This is a genomic window from Bacillus sp. ms-22, assembly GCF_009759805.1.
Lineage (GTDB): Bacteria > Bacillota > Bacilli > Bacillales > Bacillaceae > Bacillus > Bacillus xiamenensis.
Genome location: NZ_CP046653.1, coordinates 2604368 through 2628624, shown reverse-complemented (window position 1 = coordinate 2628624; position 24257 = coordinate 2604368). Strand labels below are relative to the sequence as shown.

24 protein-coding genes and 2 pseudogenes are annotated in these 24257 nt (G+C 38.8%); 24 read left to right on the top strand and 2 right to left on the bottom strand.

Annotated features, from left to right (window positions below; genetic code table 11):
* Nucleotide 1: 1 nt before the first annotated feature.
* The 14 genes and pseudogenes from GPA07_RS13675 to GPA07_RS13610 all read left to right on the top strand — a co-directional run bounded on the left by GPA07_RS13675 (nt 2) and on the right by GPA07_RS13610 (nt 12871).
* Nucleotides 2-4978 (top strand): transglycosylase SLT domain-containing protein, encoded by a 4977-nt coding sequence (locus GPA07_RS13675; protein WP_157292766.1) that lies wholly within the window; start codon nt 2-4, stop codon nt 4976-4978.
* Nucleotides 4971-5633 (top strand): LysM peptidoglycan-binding domain-containing protein, encoded by a 663-nt coding sequence (locus GPA07_RS13670; RefSeq protein WP_096881280.1) that lies wholly within the window; start codon nt 4971-4973, stop codon nt 5631-5633. The genes GPA07_RS13675 and GPA07_RS13670 overlap by 8 nt, the downstream gene beginning before the upstream one ends.
* Nucleotides 5634-5644: 11 nt before the next feature.
* Nucleotides 5645-6736 carry an XkdQ/YqbQ family protein gene (locus tag GPA07_RS13665; RefSeq protein ID WP_157292764.1) on the top strand — a complete coding sequence of 364 codons (1092 nt, stop codon included), beginning with the start codon at nt 5645-5647 and terminating at the stop codon, nt 6734-6736.
* Entirely contained in the window at nt 6733-7014 is a 282-nt protein-coding gene (locus GPA07_RS13660) for a DUF2577 family protein (protein WP_135009279.1), read from the top strand. Before GPA07_RS13665 ends, GPA07_RS13660 begins: the two co-directional genes overlap by 4 nt.
* Entirely contained in the window at nt 7014-7439 is a 426-nt protein-coding gene (locus GPA07_RS13655) for a DUF2634 domain-containing protein (RefSeq protein WP_157292762.1), read from the top strand. The genes GPA07_RS13660 and GPA07_RS13655 overlap by 1 nt, the downstream gene beginning before the upstream one ends.
* Nucleotides 7432-8478 (top strand): baseplate J/gp47 family protein, encoded by a 1047-nt coding sequence (locus GPA07_RS13650; RefSeq protein WP_157292760.1) that lies wholly within the window; start codon nt 7432-7434, stop codon nt 8476-8478. The genes GPA07_RS13655 and GPA07_RS13650 overlap by 8 nt, the downstream gene beginning before the upstream one ends.
* Nucleotides 8465-8905: pseudogene (locus tag GPA07_RS19065) on the top strand (YmfQ family protein); the annotation flags it as partial. The gene GPA07_RS13650 and the pseudogene GPA07_RS19065, both read left to right, overlap by 14 nt.
* A gap of 495 nt (nt 8906-9400) precedes the next feature.
* Nucleotides 9401-9784: a phage tail-collar fiber domain-containing protein gene (locus GPA07_RS13640; RefSeq protein WP_008361274.1), complete on the top strand. Its 384-nt coding sequence runs from the start codon at nt 9401-9403 to the stop codon at nt 9782-9784.
* Between the two features lie 17 nt (nt 9785-9801).
* Nucleotides 9802-10932, top strand: a complete 1131-nt coding sequence (locus GPA07_RS13635; protein WP_157292756.1) for a hypothetical protein — start codon at nt 9802-9804, stop codon at nt 10930-10932.
* Between the two features lie 5 nt (nt 10933-10937).
* A complete protein-coding gene (locus GPA07_RS13630; protein ID WP_157292755.1) occupies nt 10938-11312 on the top strand; it encodes a hypothetical protein in 375 nt (124 codons plus the stop codon).
* On the top strand, nt 11309-11452 hold the full coding sequence (locus GPA07_RS13625) for an XkdX family protein (protein ID WP_198303822.1): 144 nt from the start codon (nt 11309-11311) through the stop codon (nt 11450-11452). Before GPA07_RS13630 ends, GPA07_RS13625 begins: the two co-directional genes overlap by 4 nt.
* A gap of 61 nt (nt 11453-11513) precedes the next feature.
* Nucleotides 11514-11726, top strand: a complete 213-nt coding sequence (locus GPA07_RS13620; RefSeq protein WP_034620157.1) for a BhlA/UviB family holin-like peptide — start codon at nt 11514-11516, stop codon at nt 11724-11726.
* Between the two features lie 12 nt (nt 11727-11738).
* The gene (locus GPA07_RS13615; protein ID WP_157292753.1) at nt 11739-12002 is read left to right on the top strand and encodes a phage holin; all 264 of its coding nucleotides are present in this window, start codon (nt 11739-11741) and stop codon (nt 12000-12002) included.
* A gap of 56 nt (nt 12003-12058) precedes the next feature.
* On the top strand, nt 12059-12871 hold the full coding sequence (locus GPA07_RS13610; RefSeq protein ID WP_157292751.1) for a peptidoglycan recognition protein family protein: 813 nt from the start codon (nt 12059-12061) through the stop codon (nt 12869-12871).
* Between the two features lie 45 nt (nt 12872-12916).
* Here GPA07_RS13610 and GPA07_RS13605 read toward each other — a convergent pair whose 3' ends face one another.
* Nucleotides 12917-13168 carry a hypothetical protein gene (locus GPA07_RS13605; protein ID WP_157292749.1) on the bottom strand — a complete coding sequence of 84 codons (252 nt, stop codon included), beginning with the start codon at nt 13166-13168 and terminating at the stop codon, nt 12917-12919.
* A gap of 407 nt (nt 13169-13575) precedes the next feature.
* Between GPA07_RS13605 and GPA07_RS13600 the strand changes: the two genes are divergently transcribed.
* From GPA07_RS13600 to GPA07_RS13590, 3 genes are all read left to right on the top strand, one after another.
* Complete coding sequence (locus GPA07_RS13600) at nt 13576-14283, top strand: hypothetical protein (RefSeq protein WP_157292747.1); 708 nt, start codon at nt 13576-13578, stop codon at nt 14281-14283.
* Between the two features lie 2 nt (nt 14284-14285).
* The gene (locus tag GPA07_RS13595) at nt 14286-15035 is read left to right on the top strand and encodes a Panacea domain-containing protein (protein ID WP_157292745.1); all 750 of its coding nucleotides are present in this window, start codon (nt 14286-14288) and stop codon (nt 15033-15035) included.
* A gap of 254 nt (nt 15036-15289) precedes the next feature.
* The gene (locus GPA07_RS13590) at nt 15290-16129 is read left to right on the top strand and encodes an SMI1/KNR4 family protein (protein ID WP_157292743.1); all 840 of its coding nucleotides are present in this window, start codon (nt 15290-15292) and stop codon (nt 16127-16129) included.
* Between the two features lie 151 nt (nt 16130-16280).
* Here the strand turns inward: GPA07_RS13590 and GPA07_RS13585 are convergent, their stop codons facing one another.
* Nucleotides 16281-17114, bottom strand: a complete 834-nt coding sequence (locus tag GPA07_RS13585; RefSeq protein ID WP_157292741.1) for a DUF2971 domain-containing protein — start codon at nt 17112-17114, stop codon at nt 16281-16283.
* Nucleotides 17115-17261: 147 nt separating this feature from the next.
* Between GPA07_RS13585 and GPA07_RS13580 the strand changes: the two genes are divergently transcribed.
* From GPA07_RS13580 to GPA07_RS13550, 7 genes and pseudogenes are all read left to right on the top strand, one after another.
* Complete coding sequence (locus GPA07_RS13580) at nt 17262-18323, top strand: toll/interleukin-1 receptor domain-containing protein (protein WP_157292739.1); 1062 nt, start codon at nt 17262-17264, stop codon at nt 18321-18323.
* 653 nt (nt 18324-18976) lie between these two features.
* A complete protein-coding gene (locus GPA07_RS13575; RefSeq protein ID WP_157292737.1) occupies nt 18977-20332 on the top strand; it encodes an IS1182 family transposase in 1356 nt (451 codons plus the stop codon).
* 239 nt (nt 20333-20571) lie between these two features.
* Nucleotides 20572-20739, top strand: a pseudogene (locus GPA07_RS13570) (CatA-like O-acetyltransferase); the annotation flags it as partial.
* A gap of 448 nt (nt 20740-21187) precedes the next feature.
* A complete protein-coding gene (locus GPA07_RS13565) occupies nt 21188-21679 on the top strand; it encodes a hypothetical protein (RefSeq protein WP_157292735.1) in 492 nt (163 codons plus the stop codon).
* A gap of 56 nt (nt 21680-21735) precedes the next feature.
* Entirely contained in the window at nt 21736-22617 is an 882-nt protein-coding gene (locus GPA07_RS13560) for a hypothetical protein (protein ID WP_232532047.1), read from the top strand.
* Nucleotides 22618-22797: 180 nt separating this feature from the next.
* On the top strand, nt 22798-23916 hold the full coding sequence (locus GPA07_RS13555) for a Rap family tetratricopeptide repeat protein (protein WP_008358826.1): 1119 nt from the start codon (nt 22798-22800) through the stop codon (nt 23914-23916).
* Nucleotides 23906-24082 carry a hypothetical protein gene (locus GPA07_RS13550; RefSeq protein WP_008358829.1) on the top strand — a complete coding sequence of 59 codons (177 nt, stop codon included), beginning with the start codon at nt 23906-23908 and terminating at the stop codon, nt 24080-24082. Before GPA07_RS13555 ends, GPA07_RS13550 begins: the two co-directional genes overlap by 11 nt.
* Nucleotides 24083-24257 lie beyond the last annotated feature (175 nt).

Here is a 24257-nt window from a genome sequence, read left to right as displayed (position 1 = left end):
CATGGCTCGTTTAACCGCTCGGTTTGAATTACAAGACCGGATCACGCGTAAGTTGCGTTTGATCAGAGGGGACCTAGAACGCCTTGATAGATTGCGCCGCAGATCAGAGCGGCCAATCACTTTAAGAATCAGGGACAATGCCACAATTGCATTAAGACGTGTGCAGCGGTTTGTATTGCGCGATCTTGCGCGAACTTATCAGCTGACGCTTGATGTAAATGATCTGGCCACAAGAGCACTACGAAAGTTCAATGGCTTCTTACAACGCAAGATGCCGCGTACTCATAGCGTGCTGATGCGTATTAAAGATCAGGCAACACCAGGACTTGTCCGGTTGCGTCGTTACATCGATCGTAAATTTGGCAAAGTAGAGCGGTTTGCCATAACGGTCTATGATCGGGCAACCGCAGGGATCAAACGTATTGCTTCATATGCAGCGCGGCAGCTTGGCCGAGGGTACAGCTATACCATTAGAGCTGTTGATATGGTCCGGCGTACAGTTAGCCGTATAGCGTCTTATACTCGGAATACCTTGGGTACAGAATACAGGGTGGCGATCAACGCGATTGATCGTTTCACTGCTCCAGTACGTGGGGCTGTCTCATTTGCAAATACCCATTTGGGACGGACTTACACAACCACAATTAAGGTCCTTGACCTAATCACAAAGCCATTGAGAGGGATCGTGTCAGCTGTCACCAGTACGCTTGGTTTGCTTGGAGTAGGAGCCGGTGCAACATGTGGTATTGTTGTGCCACTTAAAATGGTGGCGGATCGACAGAACATGACCACTGCGTTTGAAACTCTCTTAGGCAGCAGAGGGAAAGCCGATGCACGACTGGACGAGCTGACAGCCTTTGCCGGGCAAACGCCATTTACTCGTGATGAGATTTTCGAGTCATCTCGCGTCCTCCAAGTATTTACGGGCAATGCCCTTTCTACGACTGAAGGAATGAAGCTAGTAGGGGACGTTGCCGCAGGTGTTCAACGGCCATTTTCCGAAGTTGCGTTATGGATGGGGCGTTTATATGACGGCATTAAATCGGGGCGTCCTATCGGTGACGCAACGGCAGCTCTGCAAGAAATGGGGGCGATCTCTGGTGATGCCAGAGGGAAACTAGAGAAGCTTGCAAAGAGCGGCAAGGACATAAATAAAACTTGGCCAGAAGTAACGAAGGAATTTGGCAAATACAACGATATGATGATCAAAATGTCGGACAACTTGGCCAACTTATTTCTGGGTGTCAAATCATTCATCAACAACAGCATCCTTATGCCTTGGGGTAAAGGGCTTGCAGCTGCGTTCCAACCCGCTCTTGAAGCGTTTAGAACATGGCGTGGGGAATACTCCTTTGTACTGACCGATCTTTCCAATAAAGCTGAAAAGACGGGCAAGAAATTTGCTAACAGCTTCCTTGATCCGACAAAGAGTGTTTTCGGATTTATTGGTGATCAGTTCAAAATCTTGTTCCCTGGTGAGAAGTTAACCAAGAAACAGACACAAGAACTGAAGGTCAAGTTTAAAGACAACCCTAAACTGAAGAAGCACTTTGAACAGCTAGAAAAATACAGGAAAATGGACTTTGAAACTCGGTGGAAGCTCGTTCTTGATAATACGAAAGACGTTTTTGGCCAATGGTGGGAAAAGACAGGAAAGCCTGGTCTTTTCAAAATGGCCGAGAATGTCGGGAAGACTTACGGCGGCATCATAAACGGTGTTATCAACGGTCTACTTGGTATTGATGACAAATCTTCCGAGGACAGTTTCACTGATGCAGGAGCAAAGGCAGGAAAGATATTCATTGAATCGTTTCTTGAAGCTCTTGATCCTGTGCAATTAGGTATTCGGATCGCCAAGAAAATTGGCGAGATCAACTGGAATGCCCTAACAGGAGAAGGATCAATTGCTGGTGCTTTGATTGCCAATGCATTTGCACTCGCATTCCTCGGAAAAGTGGCCACGTTATTAAAGCCGCTCAAATCCATTCTTTCTGGCGCTTTTGCTGCCTACAAATGGGGCAAAGGTTTAAGAGGAGGAATGGGAGCAGGAACGAGCGGTGGTGTAATTGGAGGTTCTGGAGGAGCAGGGCGACCACCAAGGAACCAACGACCTCCTGAATATCGTCAGCCTTGGATCAATAGAGGGGAACCGGTACGTCCAACAACGCCAAACCAAGGGCGTGGCGGTGGATTCTTAGGAAATCTCGGTAAAGGTGCAAAGAGTATTGGAAAACGCATTCCTATTCTCGGTACACTGATTGCCGCAACAGAGTTAATCGGTATGAACAATGATAATAAAGGCGAGAAGATCGGTGGGTTCACAGGAAATCTAGGTGGCGGTATTGGTGGAGCCGCAATCGGAACAATGATCGCACCTGGTATCGGTACAGCTATCGGTGGAATCTTAGGAAGCATCTTTGGCGGTGATCTTGGCAAATGGATTGGAAAGATGTTCGACAACGGAACCATCAAGAAAAAATGGGATGAGATCGTCAAATGGTCAGAGGATGCAATCAAGTGGATTAAAGATACTTGGAAAGATATTTCTACTTGGTTCAATGACAACGTTGCTGAACCAATTGGTGGTTTTTTTGAAAAAGCATGGACAAAAATTAAAACCACTTGGGAGAAAGTCTCTAACTGGTTCATGGAAAACGTATTCATACCTATTTATAACTTTGTCGTACCAATCGTCAACTTTGTGGTTGGTGTTTTCACCGTTGCTTGGAACATTATTAAAACCATATGGGGTGTTGCATCAACTTGGTTCATGGAAAAGGTATGGAAACCATATGGTAAATATGCAGTAGAAGCCATTGGATGGGTATGGAATAAACTTGTTGATACATGGAATTGGATCAAAGAGACATGGGGAGTATTGTCTGAATGGTTTAATGAATATGTGTGGACACCATTTAAGACATATGCCATTCCAGCAATCATGTTTATCTGGAATCTATTCAAAGGTACATGGAACTGGATTAAAACAACATGGGTGATACTTGCAACTTGGTTTGATGAGTATGTATGGCAACCGTTTAAAACTTACGCTTTGCCAGCCATTATCTTTATATGGAATTTGTTTAAAAATACGTGGAACTGGATTAAAACCACTTGGATTATTCTTGCCAAATGGTTTGATGAATACGTGTGGCAACCATATAAAAAATATGCAGAACCAGCGATTTCCTTTGTGTGGGAGAAATTCCAAGATGCCTGGAGAATTATCAAAGGTATCTGGAAGACAGTGAGTGGATGGTTTGAAGAGAAAGTATTTAATCCATTAAAAAAGCATGCTGAGAACTTAAAAAAGACATGGCAAGGAATCTTTGGAGTTGTAGGAAATGTAGTCGGTAAAATTAAAGAAACCAACGGAAATGTATTTAAATTTTTTGAAAAGACAGGTGAAGAAAAGACAGGATATAAAAAAATCCCTACTAAGGGGAAAAAGCCAGATCAGAAAGCCACCGGTGGTTATATCACAAAGCCAACACTTTCATGGATAGGTGAAGCGGGGAAAGAGTTTGTCATCCCGACTGAAAACAATAAAGGTCGAGGAAAGATGTTGCTTGCTCAGGCTGCTTCTCACCTTGGAATGTCTGTTGTGCCAAACGGTGCATCACCAACCTCTCCAGCAAGCTCATCATCTCCTATGAGACCGGCAGCTGCTTCAGCAGTTTCCACTTCTGCAAGTGGATCAGTATCAATTGGAGACGCGGGCAACGCATCAAAATACGGGGAACAGTTTAGCACTGACTTTGAAAAAGGGTTAAACAGCAAAGTCGTTTCGCTTGAACAGTGGAAACAAGCCAATATCAAGCAACCATTTACTCAAATTCAGACATCGACTCCGCAGTATGGAGCGCAAACTGTCACCGGCTTTGCTGCAGGTCAAAACATGACACCAACTGGCACAGGTCAATTCTTAGATCAAAATGTAAGACAACCTTTCTTATCTGCCCGACAAGAGTCACCTACATGGGGCGGTGGACTGATTGACTCATTCAATAGCGGTATGAGGTCAAAAGGAAGCGAAGTGACACAAGCGGCCAAGGACATGGCGAAGAAAGTAGAACAGGCGTTTAGAGAAGAATTAGATATTCATTCTCCTTCACGTGTCATGATGAGTCTTGGGAAATTCGCATCAATCGGTGTCGTCAAAGGTCTTGATTCAGTTGATGTAAAGAAATTCGCAGAGAATCAAGCCGGTTCCTTAATTGCTGCATTTAGTGGAATGGGCGCATCTAATCTGAGTGTTCAACAATGGCTTATGGCAGCTCTGATGGCAACCGGTACATCTATGAGCTGGTTACCTGGTTTGATGACGATCGCGCAGCATGAGTCACGTGGAAACCCGAAAGCGATCAACCTATGGGATTCAAACGCCAAAAGAGGAACGCCATCTAAAGGATTGATGCAGACCATTGATCCGACCTTTAATTCTAATAAGGCAAGCGGCATGAACGACATCTGGAACCCGATCCATAATGCTGCAGCTGCTATCAATTACATCAAAGGCAGATATGGGAATGTGTACAACACGCCTGGATTGAGAAGTATCAGAAACGGTGGACCATATAAGGGTTATGCAAACGGGGGACTGATCACTCAGGAACAGATAGCTAGAGTCGGTGAAGGAAACAAGCGTGAATGGATTATTCCTGAAGAACGAGGCATACGTGGTCGCTACTTGTTGGCTCAAGCTGCACAGGCTTTAGGAATGGACGTATATGATCCGGCCAACACTGCATCATCTGAGCTTTCACAAGGGCAGGTGCAAACTGTAACAGCTGGCACAACGAATGCACCTTCTGCTTCTGGTGGATCAAAACAGATCATCATTAATTTTAATGGTGAGCAGCATTATCATAATGGCCAAGATGCAGAAGGGCTTGCAGAGAAGATCAAACAGATGTTGATTGATGAGTTAGAGAATGAAATCAACACAGGAACGAAGGGGGTCGTGATCGATGGCTAAATCAAAATATCAACTTTGGATTTCGCAAGGGAAGGACAAATTACGATTCCCTGTCCTTCCTGAAAAACTTGAACTGAACAACAACGTACAAAATGAATCTATCAAAGTATCAAAATTTGGCGAGCTTACATTTTTGGATGTACCAGGGGCTCGCCAAATTTCATTTACAACGTTTTTTCCAAAGAAATATACACCGATTGCCGAATATAAAAGCATTCCTTCACCAGAGAATGCGATCGCCAAAATAGAGCGATTCATGAAATCAAAAAAGCCTGTACGCTTTATTGTCACAGGGACAAAAATAAATATGCAATGCAGCATAGAAAGCTTCAATCACAATGAGGGTACTTATGATGTTGGTGATCGAGAATTCACGCTGCAGCTTAAAGAATATAAAACTGCATCACCTAGAAAAATTAAAAGGAAAGCCAAAAAGAGCAGCAAAAAACGCAGCTCAAAAAGCGCACCTAAAGTGTACACCGTTAAAAAGGGTGATACCTTGTGGGATATTTCTGGCCGCTTCTATGGTGATAGCACAAAATGGCGCCGCATTTGGAATGCGAATAAAGCCGCGATGATCAAACGAAGTAGACGCAATATTAGACAACCAGGGCATTGGATTTTCCCTGGTCAAAAATTAAAAATACCACAATAGGGGGGCTGACATTGATTGAGCTTTTTGCCATCAGAAGCGGAACCATGTACGAGCTTGTGACAGAGAGTGTGACACTTCGGGGGCAAAGGTATCAGGCCCCTCGCTCTATTCAGGCAAATATTATCACTAAACAGGGCAGTCAAACATATTACAGCGTCAAAGAGGGTGACACGGTTCTTTTCAAGTGGAAGGGAAAAGAGCTTTTCAGAGGAACAGTATTTGCAAGAAAGCCGAAGGACGAAAAGCTCACTTTTACTGCTTACGACATGCTTCAGTATTTGGTGAAGAACCAGGATGTGTATGTATTTTCAAATAAGAGAGCTGATCAAATAATGAAGCGGCTTGGTCAAGATTTTCAGATCCCGATGACGTCGATCGCTAACACTGGCCATGTCATTAAATCACTTGTATTCAAAAACGATACAAGCCTTTATGACATCATCCTGCAGGCGTTGAAAGAAACAAAGAAGCAAACAGGGCATAACTATCAAATCTATTCTGCTAAAGGAAAGATGGGGCTGAGAGCGTGGCCTGATCCGTCCGAAGTATGGGTCATTGAATCAGGCGTGAATCTCATTGATTATCAATACAGCACATCGATTGAGGAAACGGCCACACGTGTGAAGATGAGAGCGACACGTGTGGAAAAAATCAAAGTTTTAAAGAAGGAAAAAAAGAAATCGAAGTCTACAGATAAAGAAAAAGATAAGAGAACGACTAAAACCACGAAGCCGAAAACTATCACTCAAAAGAAAGAGATTGAGATGTTGGCTGTGGCGAATGATAGTGCTGCTAGAAGTAAATACGGCATCCTGCAGCACGTCGAAAGAGTGTCAGGGGAAATCAATCAGGCACAGCTGCAAAAGAGGGCTGATGTTCGTCTCTCACAGAAAAAGGGCGTGAAAAAAGAACTCAAAAGTATCCAAGCTCTAGGTATTCCTGGATTACAAAGCGGCATGCCAATACGCATCATCATTCCTGATATCGGTATCAAAAAAACGTACTGGATCGATCAAGACAGCCATGAATTTAAAGGAACCAAACACACCATGACGATTGATGTCGTTGAAAAGAATACGATCCCAACGGGGAACCAGACATGAAACTAAGCGAGGCAATTAAGCGATTGGCTGTCGATGCTGTTGATGCACAATCACCAATGGAATTGATACTCGGTGATGTGGTGTCTGTTTCCCCTCTTAGTGTTCGACTCAATGAGAATGATAAACTCATCATTCCTGAAGAACTTCTTATCTGGCCAGCCCGCTTAGACGAGGGGGAAGATGATGAGCTAGAAGAAGGCGATAGTGTCATGGTCCTTGCGATGACAGGCGGACAAACGTTTTACATCTTAGATAAAGTAGTAGGAGGTGGTTCATAATGGTTCTTTCACCTGAAGAAGAGATTGAGGATTTGGATGAGGACGAAGAGGATATTGTTGAACCTTCGACCACCTACCGTATCGACTTCGAGTCAGGACGTCTAACCAATGAAAAGATTAATGGTCTCGATGCCATTCGCCAATTCGTCTATATGGCTTTGCGAACGGAACGATATTCACATGCCGTTTATAGCCATGACGTAGGATGCGAAGTGCAGGAAGCTGTGTCTGATGAAGAATCAACGGACGAATACAAGGAGATGGAAATCCCGCGGCTCATTGAAGAAGCTCTTTTAGTAGATGAAAGAATTGAAAGTGTGCAAGATTTTCAGATCACTAAAGAGGGTGCAGTCTTTAAGGTGGTATTTGACGTGGTGACTGATGAAGGGACCTTGGAGATCGAGGAGGTGATCGGAGATGTTTGAGGAACAATCGTATGAAGCCATCATGGAACGCATGTTGGAAAGAATACCTGATGACATAGATAAAAGAGAAAACAGCGTGATATGGAATGCGTTGGCTCCTGCAGCTGCCGAACTTGCTCAATCTTATATATGGCTAGATCAGGTATTCGATCTTGTCTTTGCGGATACAGCACAGGGAGAATTTTTAGATAGACGAGCTGCTGAAGTGGGGATCACTCGTAAAGCGGCCACAAGTGCTGTATGGTCCGTTGAAGTCTCGCCTGAAGGTATCAGAATACCAACAGGATCAAGGTTCTACATTGATAGTCTATATTTTCAATTTCAATCCGATGGAACTTTGAAAAGTGAAACAGCGGGTTCTATAGGGAACGGGAATTTTGCAGAGCTGCCGCTCCTGTCACTCGATAACATACCAGGTTTAGAATCAGTCATTTTCGAGGAGCTGAAAATACCTGGTCAAGAAGAAGAAGACGATGAAGCGCTGTATGAAAGGTACTTGATGAGGGCAAGGCGGGAGGCTGTCAGTGCCAACAAAGCTCACTATAAAAAGTGGGCTGAAGAAGTAGAAGGAGTTGGCAGGGCAAAGGTTTTTCCTCTTTGGAACGGAGAAGGAACGGTCAAAATTGTCATCACAGATGGGAATTTTGATGTTGCGACGGATCTGCTTGTCAATAAGGTGCAGGAGTACATTGATCCGGTTCCAGGCGAAGGAGAAGGCCAAGCACCAATCGGGGCTACTGCCACTATTGAAAGCGCCAAGTGGAAAGATGTTGAGGTGTCCGTATCTGTGGAGCTTAAAATGGATTACTCCATTGAGGATGCACAAGAGGAAATTGAAGAGAAGGTCAAAGCGTTTCTAAAATCACTTGCCTTTGAAGAAAATGTGATCAGAATGTCAGCGATCAATGACATTTTGTATCATGCGGATAGTGTCTCTGATTATGCGGATGTGTTGATCAACGGTGAAGCCAAAAACTTGCCGCTTCAGGACATTGAAATTCCGCGTCTAGGGCAGGTGAACGTCATTGAGCAAGCTTGATGAAATGAAAGCTTACCTTCCTGCTTATCTTACAGAGATCACAGATTTTGATGAGCTCATGAAATCCGAAGCTCCTGAGATGGAAAGGCTAGACGATTCTATTTTTGATATGACTGATCAACTGTTTCCGCTCACTGCCACATGGGGGCTTAATCGATGGGAAAGAATGTTGAAGGTGCAGCGTGAATCAGGTGATTCTATTGAGCTGCGCAGGGCACGTGTATTGAATCTCATGTCAAACATTCCACCGATCACGTATGCATCACTAGAAAGAGCAGTGAACCGGTTCTTGAAGAACCCTAGCGCAGTGGTTCGTCTAACGACAGGCCGCTATCATTTCTCCCTTCGTGTTAATTTGGATGACCTGCAGAACACCAGATACATTGTGGAGACGCTTGAAAACTTAAAGCCTGCACACTTGGCTTACAAATTCACAAGCGTTCATCATACGGATGTTCATGAAATCAAAGGCTATCATAACCGGCTCACACTGCGCAGCAGAGTGGGCTTTTTTGATCACATCCCGATTCTGTTAAATGGAGAGTTTTTACTTAATGGCACTTTTTATTTGAGCGGATCGCGCAATTCAACAGATATTCCAGTGCGCTTCCGGCAATCTTTAAAGCTGGCCATGAAGCTCAAAAAAGAAATGAAAGTTCTTGTACGTACAAGATATGTCATGGTAGGAGCCAAACACGAAACGTATCAACAAGCAGCTCTCACACTTCGATCACGCTTAAACCATGTTAGGAAAGAAAAAAAGAAAATGACATTCCGCATGGCTACTCATGTATCAAATGAGCAAAGCGGAAGTGTAATCATTAAGCAGAAATATTGGACGCTTGATGGATCAGTACCGCTAGACGGTTCAAAATATCTAGCTGCCACGTCCAAACAAATAGATTTATAAAGGAGGATCATAATGGCTGATCAATTAACTGTTACAACGCTTTATGCTCGCCAACAAATGGCGAAGGCTAGAGCGGAGGGAACGAAGCTCACAAAAGTGGTTAAGATGGCTTTTGGGAATGGTGGAACTAAGGACGGAAAGCCAATCTCTCTGGATGGAACAGAACAAGAATTAAAGAGTGAGCTTGTTCAAAAAGAAATTGATTCATACGAATTCATGGAGCCAGCGAAGATCCGGTACACGTGCACCATCGCTGAAGGAGAACTGGCAGGAGAAGTCATCAACGAATTGGCTCTTGTTGATGAAGATGGAAAGTTTACTGCGATCCGCACCATGACGGACAAGCAAAAAGACGGTGACATCGAATTCATCTTTGAGATTGATGATATTTACTAGGAAAGGAGTGCTCATAGATGGACATTAAATCTCCTAAGGCTTTTGAAACAAGCGACAAAGCTCATGCGGATCTGTTCAATGACATGGTGAAAGTATTACTTGAAAATGATACTGGACTGTTAGATCAGATCATAGAACATATTGGCGATACTCAGCCGCATGCATCTGCAGTAGAGAAGAAGAAATGGAATGAATCGCAGCTTTATAAGATCACAGCTGATGACGGCAAATACTTGATTTCTGTTCCAACTGACGGAAGTATTTTTGATGCGATAAAAGACAAGGGGACCTGTACTTTCATTGCATCCCCAGGGGTAGAAGATTCCCCTGCCCCTAGTAACGCCTATTTAAGAGGAATACAGACAGTTGGCCAAGATAAGATTGGGACTGGCTTTGCGGTAGACACGTCAGGTAATGCATACTACTTCTACTATAATTCCAACCATATATCTATCACTTGGACGAGGCTCCCGACAATAGCTGAACAAGATAAATGGAACAATGCTCAACTCTATAAATTGACTCAAGATTCGGGTGAACGAAAACCGCTCCCCAAAGTATTAAACGGAACAGATGTCTTATCATTGCCTCCTGGCCGTTATTATGCAGCTGGGCAATACCTTACAAACATGCCGACTATAAACGACTCAGGTTGGTTCAATATTGATGTTGAAGCTGCTGTAACTAGAAAAGACATCCATGTATGCAGGAGTTTCGATAATTCACATTGGGTCGGAACTGTCCATACAGAGAGGAATTTTACAGGTTGGAAACGTGTTCTTACTGACGCAGAGGCAAAACTCAATTGGAAGTATCCTACGATCGGCAACGGTTGGAAAACATATCAGTCTGAGGTCAATAATGATTATCGGGTACGTGTTGCAAAGGATGCGCTGGGAACTGTTACTGTTAAGGGAGCAATTGCCGGAGGGACATTAGGTGATGTACCTGCCTTTATGTTACCAGAAGGATGTGAACCAGTTGCTCCTTTCTACAATCTTGGAGTCGCTTCAAGTACCGGTGGTTTTAAAGGACCTCAATATAGTAGACAATATATCGCAACTGATGGCCGTTTCTGCATACAAAGCACAAGCAGCAATACTGAGTTTATTGTTGTGAACTGCATGTTCAAAGCAAAGGAGGGATAAATCATATGAAGCCAATATACGCGTACGATGAGGTTTTCAAGTATGTACCTGGTGGGGATAAAGAAATACCCGATGATGCTGAAATTCCAAAGGGGTTTACAGACGTTCAACCGCAAGAAGGGTTGTACATTGCGAAATACAATCCCACAAGCAAGACATGGAGTGAGTCGGCAAGCCAGGAGTACATTGATAGCTTACAAACAGAGCAACCGCCGTATGATATTGAGTTACTAAAGCAGCAAAATGCGGTGTTAACTAAACAATTGACTGAACTGTCAAAGGAAGCAGCTGCAGCCAAACTGCGCGAAGCACAAATGGCGAAACAATTGGCTCAACTCATGACTGAGATGCAGGAGTTGAAGGGTGGTGAAAAATCATGATATATCCAACAGTCGCGGATATAAAGCAGTTTTGGGATTGGAAGTGTTATGGTCCAGAGGATATTGCTTTTTATGTAGAAATCGGTTGGATTAACAAAGAAGATTATCAAGAAATAACGGGAGAACAGTACGAAGTCTAAAAGGGCTTTTTATTTTGCCTTCTTTAAGGGGGGGTACAAAGTGAGGGAGTAGGTGATTATGGTGGAAATGGATTTGGCGCAATATTTGATGACACAAGGACCCTTTGCGGTCCTTTTTTGTTGGGTATTGTTTTATGTTCTCAACACGACAAAGGAAAGAGAAAACAAGCTCAATGAGCAAATCGAGGCGCAAAATGATGTGTTAGCAAAGTTTAGTGAAAAGTATGATGTCGTGATCGACAAGCTCGATAAAATTGAACGGAATTTAAAATAGGAGGGAACATTTATGAAAAACTTCGACAAAGGCACGGTGATCCGCACGGTGCTTCTATTTATGGCATTGATCAACCAAGCGTTAATTCTATTTGGCAAGCCAATCTTGCCGATCAGTGAAGATCAAGTTACTTCACTGGCTGATACGTTGTATCTTGCTGGCTCAATGATCTTCACAATCGTTACTACGCTTGTCGCATGGTTTAAAAATAACTATGTGACCGATAAAGGTAAGCTTCAAAAAGAAGTTTTAAAACAAAAAGGATTAACAAAATAAAGAGCTGCCATTTGGTGGCTCTTTTTATATAAAATTGATCAAAGGAGACGATGAAAGTGGTAAAAATCATTAAGGATTTTATTCCTAAGGGTAACCGCAACAGACCAGGAAATGGGATGAAGCCGATATATATTACGGTCCATAATACAGCCAATACAGCAAAAGGAGCTAACGCAGCAAGTCACGCTGCATTCGTCAAAAGGTCTAGTACAGCGGTGAGCTGGCACTTTACTGTGGATGATAGTGTCATCTATCAGCATTTGCCGCTCAACGAAAACGGATGGCATGCGGGAGACGGTCGGGGAAAAGGTAACATGAAGTCGATCGGCATTGAAATTTGTGAAAATACTGATGGTAACTTTGAAAAGGCAGTAGAGAACGCTCAATGGCTAATTCGTCAGCTGATGCAGGATCAAGGTATTCCATTGGCCAACGTTGTGCCTCATAAGAGATGGAGCGGTAAACAATGTCCACGAAAGCTGCTTAATCGCTGGGACAGCTTCAAGGCGGGTATTGCAACCGCTCATACAGGGAAAAAGGCAACAGCGAAACCTGTGAAAGCGACACCTGTCAAAAATACGTCATCCAAGCCAAAAACGAGTAAACCTAAAAAATCATTTAACTTGCCATCTGGCATTATTAAAGTAACCACGCCTTTGACAAAGGGCGATGGAGTAAAAGCATTGCAGGAGGCTCTGGCTGCTGTATATTTCTATCCTGAAAAGGGAGCTAAAAACAACGGGATTGATGGCTATTATGGACCGAAAACTGCGAATGCGGTCAAGCGGTTCCAGCTCATGCATGGACTCGTTGCTGATGGTATTTTTGGACCTAAAACAAAGAAAAAGCTACAGAAAATGCTAAACTGATTTGACCAAATTAAATTCCCCATTTATAAAAATGGGGAATTTATATTAGTCTTTAAGTGCAGTTACAAAATAAATACGTTTATTGTCATTGAGAGGGTTATACTTTACCCTTAGTACTTTGTGTTTTTTAATTCCTTCATCGGTTTGGATTGAGAAAATATCACCTTTCCACAAATCAAATTCTCCGGTTTTTAAATTTTTTTCAATCTCCTCTTTAGTAGTGCGAAAAATAAATTCCCCTTCACTATCATTTAAACTTTCAATTCTTCTGAATTCAATAATTGCTGAAGCATCCATAGAAATCCCTCCTTATATTGTTAAATTATAACATAAAAAATTAAAGATTTTTTTAAGGTGCTTAATTTATTCCTACCAGACAATGATATAGAGACATTTAAGCTAAGAGTTGATTAATGCTATTTTTTTATTTTTGTCCTTATCAATATTGCAATTATAAAAAGATACGATTGCCACCTATTTATAAAGGGGGATAGAGTTTATCTAAACGAAATTAGAACGGAAATGAGGTGGAGGAAAAGAGCGATTATAATTCGTGTTGTGTAAAATATGAATTTTGAGAAAAACAACTTAAATCATTGTAGATATACACAAGAAAGAGTAGAATGAAAGAGAAACGAACAGAAACGAACAGAAACGAACAGAAACGAACAGAAACAAACATTTCTGCATTGGGGAATTGAACATTGATAAATTGCACTTGTGAATTAGAGTTATTCTGTGAATCCTTTTTTGAGCTGATTAATGATATTAATGAGGCACATAAAGAAATTTCAAATGAATTTAAGCTAGAGAAGAAGGATGAGCTGATAAATTTAAAAAGAAAACAGATTAACCATGTAACTCATGTCAAAGAAGTAAACACTTTCTCAGTGGATAATTTATTTTTGCAGTTGATTTCCAATTATAGAGAGAAATTAATTTTATACGCTGCATATACTGATTTAGGAAATAAATATAGAGGTTTAACCTTGAGGTCAAGAACAAAAGAGACTACATCAATTATTAATAAACTTAAGTATTATTTAGTGGGGAAAAAAGAAGAGGGGAAAATCCCTATTAATAAATGCTTAAATGATTTATTTGGATTTAGAATACATCCAAATAATTTTGACCATAATAATGAATGTTTCCAAAAAACCTGTCAAAAATTGAAACAAATTTATAATAATAGAATTGATTTTATGGACTCCTCAAAAGGTGAATATAAGGCGTTTCATATTTATTTGTATGGAGAAGAATGGTCCTACTTTCCTTGGGAAATACAGATTTGGTGTTTAACTGATCTAGAAAAAAATAATATTTCACATACACAATACAAACAAGAGCATAGAAAATGGGCTGAAATTTATAAAAACTCTACAGAAATTGAATTGGAAATGGAAGGTGTTTAAAAATGGCTTTTCATTTTATTGCAATCGTAAGCGATTTTTCGGGTGGTAGAAGATACGGTTGGCACTATGCAAGTGTTCAAGAACTTGATAAAGAATATATTAAGTTGTTCATGACTAGGATGAAAAAAGAATGCGGGCATGTACAAATAGGCATTCACAAATTAATAACAGATGATACAACGTGGGATTCGGTAGTTCGAATGGATTCTTTCTTTGATGATGTAATAATAACAAATCGGATTGATGACTTTGTAGAGGTAGTATCTAATGATCAACAGCTTACTGCTTACGATGTTGCAAAATTTATTCTTGCTATATATCCGGTATCACATTTGAAATTACAAAAATTACTCTATTATATCTATTCTGAATTCCTAATTAGAACAGGTTCAAAATTATTTAAAGATCCAATTGTTGCTTTTAAATATGGTCCGGTGGTTGAAGATATATTTTCTAGATATAGAATTCACGGAAGTTCTCAAATTGATTATAAAGAAGACGAAACTTTTCTACTTAGAACGGAAGAAGTTGCATTTACTCCTTCACTTATAAAAATATGGACTTCTGAACATGGAACAGCTGCCTTAGATTGTATAAAAGACACTTTGCTGAAATATGGTGATTTAGATGCTTATACTTTGGTTGATAAAACTCATCAATCAGGTGGTCCATGGTATAGAGCGTACAGAGAAGGACAAAATTGTGCAATTACAGATGATTTAATTATTCAATATCATCAATATGCAACTTAAAAACAGGCCTGAAGAGGTCTGTTTTTTTATAGGAAATAACTTTTTGGGCTAGTTCTACAAAAAGAAAATACATCCCTTTCTTCGATCCACGTCAATCCTTCCGAGTTGCTACATCATCTTTTTCCTTCTATTCAAATAATTTATATAATCAAAAATGCAAAGGTTATAATAGCAGTTAACATAAAGAAAACTTGTCAAACAAAACCATTTAAAATGGTATACTTATGTGCATATTATACTAGGGGGTACAAACCTTGAAACCATTTTGGGAAATAGATGAAGAAGGCTATTATACGTTGGAGAAGATAAATGAGAAAAAAATAGCTAAAGCAGAAAAAAAGCTTGGAGTAATTTTACCTGTTACATATAAAAAGCTCATATTAGAACAGAATGGTGGTTATACAGTTCATAATGCTTTTCCAACGACTCACTCTAATTCATGGGCTGAGGATCACATTCAATTTAATCACCTGCTGGGAATTGCTGAAGATGAAGGGATTATGGATAGTGCCTACTTAATAAAAGAGTGGGAGTTGCCAGAAGGGCTTGTTTTAATTAATGGGGATGGCCATAATTGGGTAGCTATGGATTATCGAAAAACGAAAGAGAATCCTGCAATTCATTATTTTGATGTTGAGATGGAAGAAGACTTTAAATTAGCAAATTACTTTGATGAATTCATTGAGGGGCTTTATACAGTTGAGTACACTGTTGATGAAGAAGCAGCAGAGGGTGAATATGAACTTTCTGAAGTTCATTTAAGTAAAGAAGAACTTGAAGCCATATTTGAATTGGACGTCCTTGATGAAGAGAATCTTTACAAAATACAATATTACCCGATGGTTGATTTGAACGAAATTGAATGGTTTTTTAAAAAGATGCAATATCACATTGAAAAAACAATAGATGAAGATGATCTTTATGAAGTAGCTTCTACGATTAACAACGTTCTCTTATTGAATCCCAATATGCCAATCAACGAGAAAATTAATGGAAATCTAAATCAAATTGCTAAATTTTTAGAAAAAAATAAAGATCCACTTATAGTAAATCAAGGAGAACAAATTGCTATGCGAACAAGTTTCCTTTATTAAGCTTTTAGTTTGCAAAGAAGGCCATACTGGTGGAAGCTCATTTTAGGAAAAATGCAAAAGAGAGCATTCTGTCTAAAGGTGCTCTCTATATTACATCTGCTTTATTAATCAGTAATTTTGTGCTTGAAAATCACTAATAATTTACTTGCCTTTATCTTAATTGTAAACTGCTACGGTTAATAGTGGCGTGTGGTGAATACTTCTCTATTAAGCTTTCTAAAAGAAGAAAATGTGCTTCAGTTGATTTAGGTCCAATTGTAAATTCAGCTTCATTGAATACGCTTGGTTCTAAAGGAACATCTATAAATGTATTCTTAATTGGGTATTTTCCAAGATTTAATATATCTTTTGTAAAGCTATCGTTTGGTAAGTGTGATTCATGTGTAAATCCAAGTAACTTGAATCTCCATTCTTGTTCGTATTCCCAACATTTCTGTTTGAACATGCCTAAGTCGTATAAAGATACTTTGACATTGTCATCATAGTTCATTATAACATTTGATCGAAGATGCTTTTCTTCATCAGAATAGTATATTTTATTTGGACCTTGAATTACTCTTGTATTAATGTTGTAATCTAGACCTTCTCTATTTATTAAAATAGCTTCTTCAAGGCTAAGAGTAGCTCCGCCTTTCTCAAACACATTTGGGCTTGCTCTTCCTTTAAACATATTAATAGGGAGTTTAATTCTAACTCCCTCCATATCTCTTGTGTACATTCTCCACATGGGAATAGATTCTTCTGAGTGTTCTGTCCAACTAGAAGAGAATACTAAAGTATTTGCATAGGGGAGGTTGTAAGAAGAAGCTTCATTTAAATCATTTACCTTGTCAAGCCTATTAAAGCGTAGAGTCATATTTTTAAGTATTAATGCAACTGTTTCTAATGATGTGTAATGATAAAGAAATTTCGGTAATTCATATATTTTCATCTCATTCCACATAAAATCATCAGTATATATTGTATTTCCAGAATAATCCTTCATTATTCTTCCTCCTTGATATTATGAATATATCTCAACAAACATTGAGTTAGATTGAATGCTGAGTTGAAAAATTACTCTAATAAGATTTTCTGTAAAAAAAAACAAATTTTGATATAATAAGAGATATTATATTTCTGGGGGATAATTATGCCGAAAATATTTATAAGTCATTCAACTAAAGACGCTGAGACAATTGTCAAGCCTTTTATCGAAATGCTTGTCATGGGTTTGGATATAGCTAGAAGAGATATTTATTCTACATCAGACCATGATATTCCAACAGGAGAAGACTTCCCAAATCATATTAAAACAAACATTCAATCAACAGAACTAGTGGTTATGATTCTTACAGAAAACTATATGAACAGCCATTTCTGCCTTAACGAAATGGGAGCAGCTTGGGCAAACAATTCAAAAATTTATCCTATAGTTATTCCTCCAGCGACATATGAAATACTACAGAGCTCAGCATTACGTGGAGTTACTAATGTATTAACGGTTTCAACTGAGCAGGACATTCAAAAACTTCGTGATGAGTTTGACTTTAAAGGACTGACTGGTACAGTTCGCTCTACTGATTTAATTTCAAGAGGGCGAATCTTCCTTGAACATATTGAAAAAGAAAAAGTAAGGATTGAAAAAGCAGGATTTCAATCGGTAGACATTGAGCTATATAAAAAAATGCGTTTAGAATTAAAAGAAGCACTAGACTCTAATTTGGAAAAAACAAAGGAATTGGATGAAAAAGATAAACTGATAGAGGCTTTACAAAAAGCAAAAGATCCCACTGAAGTAAAAGAAATTATTCAAGAGGATATGCCAATGTGGGACAAACTGCTTGAGCAAGTTGAAAAAATTAAAGACGTAATATCAGATTATAGGTTAGATTGGAAGTCCGTAAGTTTAATATACCATGATTTGGTTTTCGATCAACCTTTTCTACCTAGAGAAACTATGGGATGGTCTCCTATTAATGAGCTTATAGCAGAACAAATTGCTTATAATGAGGAAGGGGTTTATCTAAATAGAGCTAATTATAAGGTGAAAGCTGTTTTGAGTGAAATCAAACAATTTCAATTACTAACGGAAGACTGTTCTGATGACATTCATAAGAGATTTATAGAAGAATTCGGTGTTGATTATGATATAACGCACGTCGATTTTTGGAAAAAGGTACTCAATCAACAAGCGATTGAACTTTCTCAATAAAAAATAAATTGACTTTGCTGAACCTGGCTACACTTAGTCAGGTCTTTTATATATAGAAATAGTTTGCCTTAATAACAGAGACATTTATGTTACATAACCTTGCAGGAGGTGATTTGAGATTAAAGTCAAAATCATTGAAGGGCCAAATGTTGACAAGCGACTTAATGATTGTTACCACTATTTAATTAAGTGGTGGAGAAAGGAGTTGAAACGTGATAATAATTTACACGAGGGGATTTCTCAAGGTGTAATCAATAAAAGGGCAGAGGATGGACAGCACGATTAAAGCAAAAGCTGAACTAAAAAGTTATGTGAAGATAAAGGCTTCTCATTAGATAAATTAAATTAAAAGCAGACCTTTAGGGTCTGTTTTTATGGGGACGGATTGGGGACGAACCCTTTCGGTTTCCTTCAGAAATGCACATTTTTTATCAGAAAGGCTCATCATAGAACCTTATTAAATCAGTCTTTTTCAGGGAAGGTCTGTTTGCTTCGGATGAGGTCATTCACCTTGACAGGGTAGAGGTCGCTGGTTCGAGCCCAGTCGGAATCATCGTTGAAACCCTTGCATAGCAAGGGTTTCAGCTTGTAGACAAAGTCTGCAAGCTTTTTTGTATAATAAGGGTAATAATACGATTCTGTGGGGGATGCACATGTTATCGAAACGTGAAGAAGAAAGAAGAAATCAATTAGAAGTCGTGGCCTTAGATGAATTAGTGCCTGAAGATCATCTTGTACGAAAAATTGAACAAGCGATCGATTTTGATTTCATTTATGATCTTGTCAAAGATCATTATAGTTCTGATAATGGTAGACCAAGTGTTGATCCTGTTGTTCTCATTAAGATGGTCTTGATCCAATATCTATTTGGTATTCGCTCTATGCGTCAAACCATTAAAGAAATTGAAACCAATGTGGCTTATCGTTGGTTTATTGGGTATGGGTTTTCTGAAAAAATTCCGCACTTTTCTACCTTCGGTAAGAACTACGTGAGACGCTTTCATGATACAGATTTATTCGAACAAATTTTTTATCGAATCTTAAGAGAAGCGATGAAAAAAGGTCTCGTTGATCCAACTATCGCTTTTATTGACTCAACTCATGTAAAAGCGAACGCCAATAAGAAAAAACTTGAAAAGAAAATTGTTCGAGTAGAAACGAGAAGTTATCAAAATCAGCTTCATGAGGAGATCAATGTTGATCGTGAGGCACATGGAAAAAAGCCGTTACCCCTTCAGAATAAAGAAGAGACAAAAGAAATCAAGGTAAGTACGACTGATCCAGAGAGTGGCTACTATGTGAAGGATGAGCGAGAAAAATCATTTGCCTATTCATTTCATACGGCTTGTGATTCTAAAGGGTTTATTTTAGGATCACTGGTCACAGGTGGAAATGTTCATGATAGTCGTATGTTGGATTCACTCGTATCAAAGGTGACAGAAAAAGTCGGAAAACCATTTGTAGTCGCAGTAGATGCAGGATATAAAACACCTTACATCGCTAAGTTTTTAATGGATCAAGAGATAAGACCTGTCATGCCTTACACTCGACCAAGAACAAAAGCTGGTTATTTGAAAAAGAATGAATACGTGTATGATGCATATTTTGATTGTTACATTTGCCCCAACGGGCAAATTCTCTCTTATCGTACAACGACTAGAGAAGGCTATAAGCAATATACGTCTGATTCAGAGGTATGTAAATCCTGCTCGTTTTTAAATAACTGTACACAAAGTCAAAATCACACCAAACAAATTCATCGGCATATTTGGCAGGACTATCTAGATGAAGCAGACCATCTGAGGCTGACACAAATGAATAAAGACATCTATGCAAAACGGAAAGAAACAATAGAACGCGTTTTTGCGGATGCAAAAGAAAAGCATGGTATGCGATGGACGAAACTTCGAGGACTGAAAAAAGTTTCGATGCAGGCGATGCTTACTTTCGCTGCCATGAATCTTAAGAAATTAGCAAACTGGACATGGAAAGTGCCATGTCCAGCATAAGGTAGCTTATCAATTTTATCAAAATAAGTGAAAACCCCACTTTTACTTGAAGTAAAGGTGGGGTTTGTCTACGGTCTGAAACCCTTGCATAGCAAGGGTTTTTTGTTTTTCTAACAAGGAATCTTTATTCTATTTTTATTTTGGGGCCGAATGGGGGCCGAACTTTTATCCGCCAGGTCGTTTTTGAGTATTTTTGCAGTGTAATCTTCATTTGTTTGTGACATGACCACCAATATCTAATATCTACAGAGGAAGCCTATTTACTGCCAATATTTACGTTAGGCAAATTTAAGAAGAAAAAAGAAAAAAATATCCTGCCAGTCGCCATTCAAAGTACATCATGCTGTTTGTGATGGCTTATAGAACATTGTGAAGAGTGGTTAAACGATTCATTGTATATGTACTGAATGTCAGGAGCGATTTGCAAAAGTTGTTCCCATGAAATTTTAGAAGATAGCATAAAGCAGACTTAAACGAGTCTGCTTTTTTTGTTTTGTGATGAGAATTTAAACGTGTTAAGGAGCTATTCGTGTGTAAATAAGGCATCATGCTTTGTTTCTCAATTATTTTTGCGGTATCTTTTCGGTGATTCATAAATTCCAATATGTAATAATAAATGTAATATAAGTAAATATATGTAATTAAGGGAGTTTCAGCTTTTAGATCAATTAATTATAGGTGATGAACTACGGAATAATCTTGACCCTTATCAAAAGAGCGGGACAGACTCTAATGGAGGAAACCAGTGATATTGTCGAATATCCAAAAATGTATACTCATTCAAACTTGATACCATTATATTGAATTAAATGTATATGTATTTACTCTAAAAATGGATTAAAGGTGGTTTACATTATGAAAAAAAGCAATACATTATTACTGTCTTCAATATTTTTAGCTAGCACGATATTCCCTGCAACTGTTTCAGCAACGAATATTGATAAAAATGAAACTGAATGGATAACGATTGCAGAGGATTCTGCCACTGATTCCGTATCACATTCAACTAACAAAACTTTGGCCAAAGCTGACTATGTTACGAATTGGAAACTAAGAAAAACTGGCGGATTGATTGGTGAAATATTTCAATGTAACTACAGCATGTTAACGACAGCGAAATCAAAAGGGAAAATTGATTATATTGAAGCAAAATCACGACTATATGGGGGAGATGGCGGACTTTCCAAAAGCAAAACCGATTCTGCGAAGAAATCTAACTATGCTGGAGCAAATGCTGACGGTGGCGTAGACGGAGGTTGGGGATGTAAAGGCAAAGCAATCGGAAACTCATTATATAAAGATAGTGGTTATAAAACGGTTAGTCGCCAAAAGACTTTTAACATTTAATAGTGATGATGAGACGTAGAACAATTTTATTCATAACAACTATTATAGTATTACTAGTGACATTTATTTTATTTATCAGACAAGAAAAAATTTCTGATGATAAAGACTATAATGATGAAATGATGGATGTTACTGGTCCAGGAACGGATACCGTTTCATATGGTCTGTATGAACCCGAAGGAAAACTGCTTGATACATTAGATATCGGATTCATTGAAAATAACCAGATGACCAAAGTCCTTTCTTTCTCACATTATATAGACGCAGATAGAAAGTACACGTTACTCTTACTAGCAAATTTTAAGCAGATAGAATTCTCGGCAGATGATCATAGACCAGCTAAATCATACACATTTAAGATGACTAAAGATCAGGTGATTACATTACCAATCAAAGCTGCATTACCAAAAAAGGTTGGGGAAATCGCATTTGTGATCGTTCCTGAAGCAAAGTATCATTTGAAAGACAAAGATATAGATATAGCCACAGGCTTACAAGAAAACTTTATTATGCGATATATCACAAAAAATGCCTCGTCTTACAAGATTGACAGTGAACAACCTCCAACATATAAAACGGATGAATTAACTGGAGAGGAAATTTTCATGGCTTCAGGAAAAATGTCAAATAAAGTGCTATATACTTCTAAAAGCCAAATGCCTGTCTATCTCCAAGTGGATAATTCGAGAGAAAAGAAAATGAATTATGCTTTAGTCGCATTTTCGGAACACGAACAACAAAAAATTGATGGGAAACATGTACTGCATGTATCTGTAGAAAATGAAAAAACAAATGTTTATAAAATAAAATTGCCAAGAGTTGAAAAGGAGAAAAATTTTCAAGTAATCGCTTTTCCTGCACCTTTTGATCACAGTGCTACATTTGAAGAAGTGAATTTTAGAGGCTATTCTTCTATTAGAACGTTAATCCAACCATAAGAGGCAATTTTGTGTGGATGATTAATTATATTGATTGGGTTTACAGGGAACATTGTGTCGATGCGGCTCCTTTAAAGGAGCTCTTTTTGTTCTTTTTGCGGTATCTTTTCGGTGCTTTGTCAATCCCTGCATGTGATAATAAATGTCATATAAGGGAATTGAGTGGAAGGGGATTAAGTGATGGAGAAAGTTCTTTCTTCACATGTCGGTGTGAAAATAAATGAATGGTATAAGATGATTCGGCAATTTAGTGTTCCAGATGCAGAGATTTTGAAAGCTGAGGTAGAACAAGAAATTGAACGAATGGAAGAAGATCAGGATTTACTCATTTACTATCAATTGATGTGCTTTCGCCATCAGCTTATGCTTGATTATATTAAACCCTCAGAGAAGCGATCTTTATCCATTGCAGACCTAGTCGATAAAATTGAAAATTCAAATCATCAACTTTCTGGAATGTTGCAATACTATAATGCTTTCTTTAGGGGCATGTATGATTTCAGCAGGAAAGAGTACGTACAGGCTATTCAATATTACAAGATCGCTGAAAAGCAACTTGCACTGGTAGTAGACGATATTGAGCAAGCAGAGTTTCATTTCAAAGTGGCCGAAGCATACTACATTATGAAACAAACGCATGTGTCAATGCATCATATTATGAAGGCCTTAGACATCTATAAGCAGCATGAGCAATATAAAGTTCGCCAAATTCAATGCTTAATTGTGATTGCAGGGAATTATGATGATTTCAAGCGATATGAAAAATCATTAGAGCATCTAAATACAGCTTATTCTATAGCTGAAGAGCTAGCCGATAACATGTTAATTGCCAAAATACTCTTAAACATAGGAAATACATATGATCGACAACAAGAGTACGCTGAAGCAATCAAACACTACAGAGAAGTGTTAGACATTATTGCATCACAAAATACTGAGATAAAACCAATCACTTTATTTAGCTTGAGTTGGTCGTTATACAAGTCTAGTCAGCCTGCTGAAGCAGCTTCGCTCGTGGAAGATGGTCTTATGTGCTCCTTAGAGGCAAATGATTGGCTGTGTGTGATGTTATTTAAAGCTTTAAAAGCGATTTACATAGATTCTAATGAGGAAGTTATTCAAGAAGTGCTGGATGCTTTTGAAGAAAAGAAGCTATATGTCTATGTCGAGGCATTTGCTCAAAGTATAGGATTATATTATGAAAAAAAGGGGGACTTTGAAAAAGCTGCCGAATATTATAGAAAGGCCCTTAAAGTTCAAAATGATATTCAAAAAGGAGAGTGTCTGTATGATTATTAAAAGATTACTAGTGATTGTATCCATTTTATTATTGAGTGTTTCAACAGCAGAAACATTGGACATCATTGAAACAAAATCAATTCGAAATACAACAATGGAAGAACATCAAAAAATTGATCGAAATACGACGATGATCGATCGAAACACAACATCTCAAAATATATAGACAAAACAGACCTTAAGGGGTCTGTTTTTTTATGGAGACGGATTTTTGGTCGCCAGAATGTGGTTAATGATGAAAGGTTTGGAGGCTTACATTCTAGTCATATGTTAATTGATCATCAACAATACGATACTAATGTCATTGATTGGTCCGAGGTAGGAATTGGTGAGATGCTTTA

Coding starts and splice junctions, on each gene's coding strand:
- GPA07_RS13675 (WP_157292766.1), top strand. CDS start 2: ATGGCTCGTTTAACCGCTCGGTTTGAATTACAAGACCGGATCACGCGT.
- GPA07_RS13670 (WP_096881280.1), top strand. CDS start 4,971: ATGGCTAAATCAAAATATCAACTTTGGATTTCGCAAGGGAAGGACAAA.
- GPA07_RS13660 (WP_135009279.1), top strand. CDS start 6,733: ATGAAACTAAGCGAGGCAATTAAGCGATTGGCTGTCGATGCTGTTGAT.
- GPA07_RS13655 (WP_157292762.1), top strand. CDS start 7,014: ATGGTTCTTTCACCTGAAGAAGAGATTGAGGATTTGGATGAGGACGAA.
- GPA07_RS13650 (WP_157292760.1), top strand. CDS start 7,432: ATGTTTGAGGAACAATCGTATGAAGCCATCATGGAACGCATGTTGGAA.
- GPA07_RS13640 (WP_008361274.1), top strand. CDS start 9,401: ATGGCTGATCAATTAACTGTTACAACGCTTTATGCTCGCCAACAAATG.
- GPA07_RS13635 (WP_157292756.1), top strand. CDS start 9,802: ATGGACATTAAATCTCCTAAGGCTTTTGAAACAAGCGACAAAGCTCAT.
- GPA07_RS13630 (WP_157292755.1), top strand. CDS start 10,938: ATGAAGCCAATATACGCGTACGATGAGGTTTTCAAGTATGTACCTGGT.
- GPA07_RS13625 (WP_198303822.1), top strand. CDS start 11,309: ATGATATATCCAACAGTCGCGGATATAAAGCAGTTTTGGGATTGGAAG.
- GPA07_RS13615 (WP_157292753.1), top strand. CDS start 11,739: ATGAAAAACTTCGACAAAGGCACGGTGATCCGCACGGTGCTTCTATTT.
- GPA07_RS13605 (WP_157292749.1), bottom strand. CDS start 13,168: ATGGATGCTTCAGCAATTATTGAATTCAGAAGAATTGAAAGTTTAAAT.
- GPA07_RS13595 (WP_157292745.1), top strand. CDS start 14,286: ATGGCTTTTCATTTTATTGCAATCGTAAGCGATTTTTCGGGTGGTAGA.
- GPA07_RS13585 (WP_157292741.1), bottom strand. CDS start 17,114: ATGAAGGATTATTCTGGAAATACAATATATACTGATGATTTTATGTGG.
- GPA07_RS13580 (WP_157292739.1), top strand. CDS start 17,262: ATGCCGAAAATATTTATAAGTCATTCAACTAAAGACGCTGAGACAATT.
- GPA07_RS13575 (WP_157292737.1), top strand. CDS start 18,977: ATGTTATCGAAACGTGAAGAAGAAAGAAGAAATCAATTAGAAGTCGTG.
- GPA07_RS13565 (WP_157292735.1), top strand. CDS start 21,188: ATGAAAAAAAGCAATACATTATTACTGTCTTCAATATTTTTAGCTAGC.
- GPA07_RS13555 (WP_008358826.1), top strand. CDS start 22,798: ATGGAGAAAGTTCTTTCTTCACATGTCGGTGTGAAAATAAATGAATGG.
- GPA07_RS13550 (WP_008358829.1), top strand. CDS start 23,906: ATGATTATTAAAAGATTACTAGTGATTGTATCCATTTTATTATTGAGT.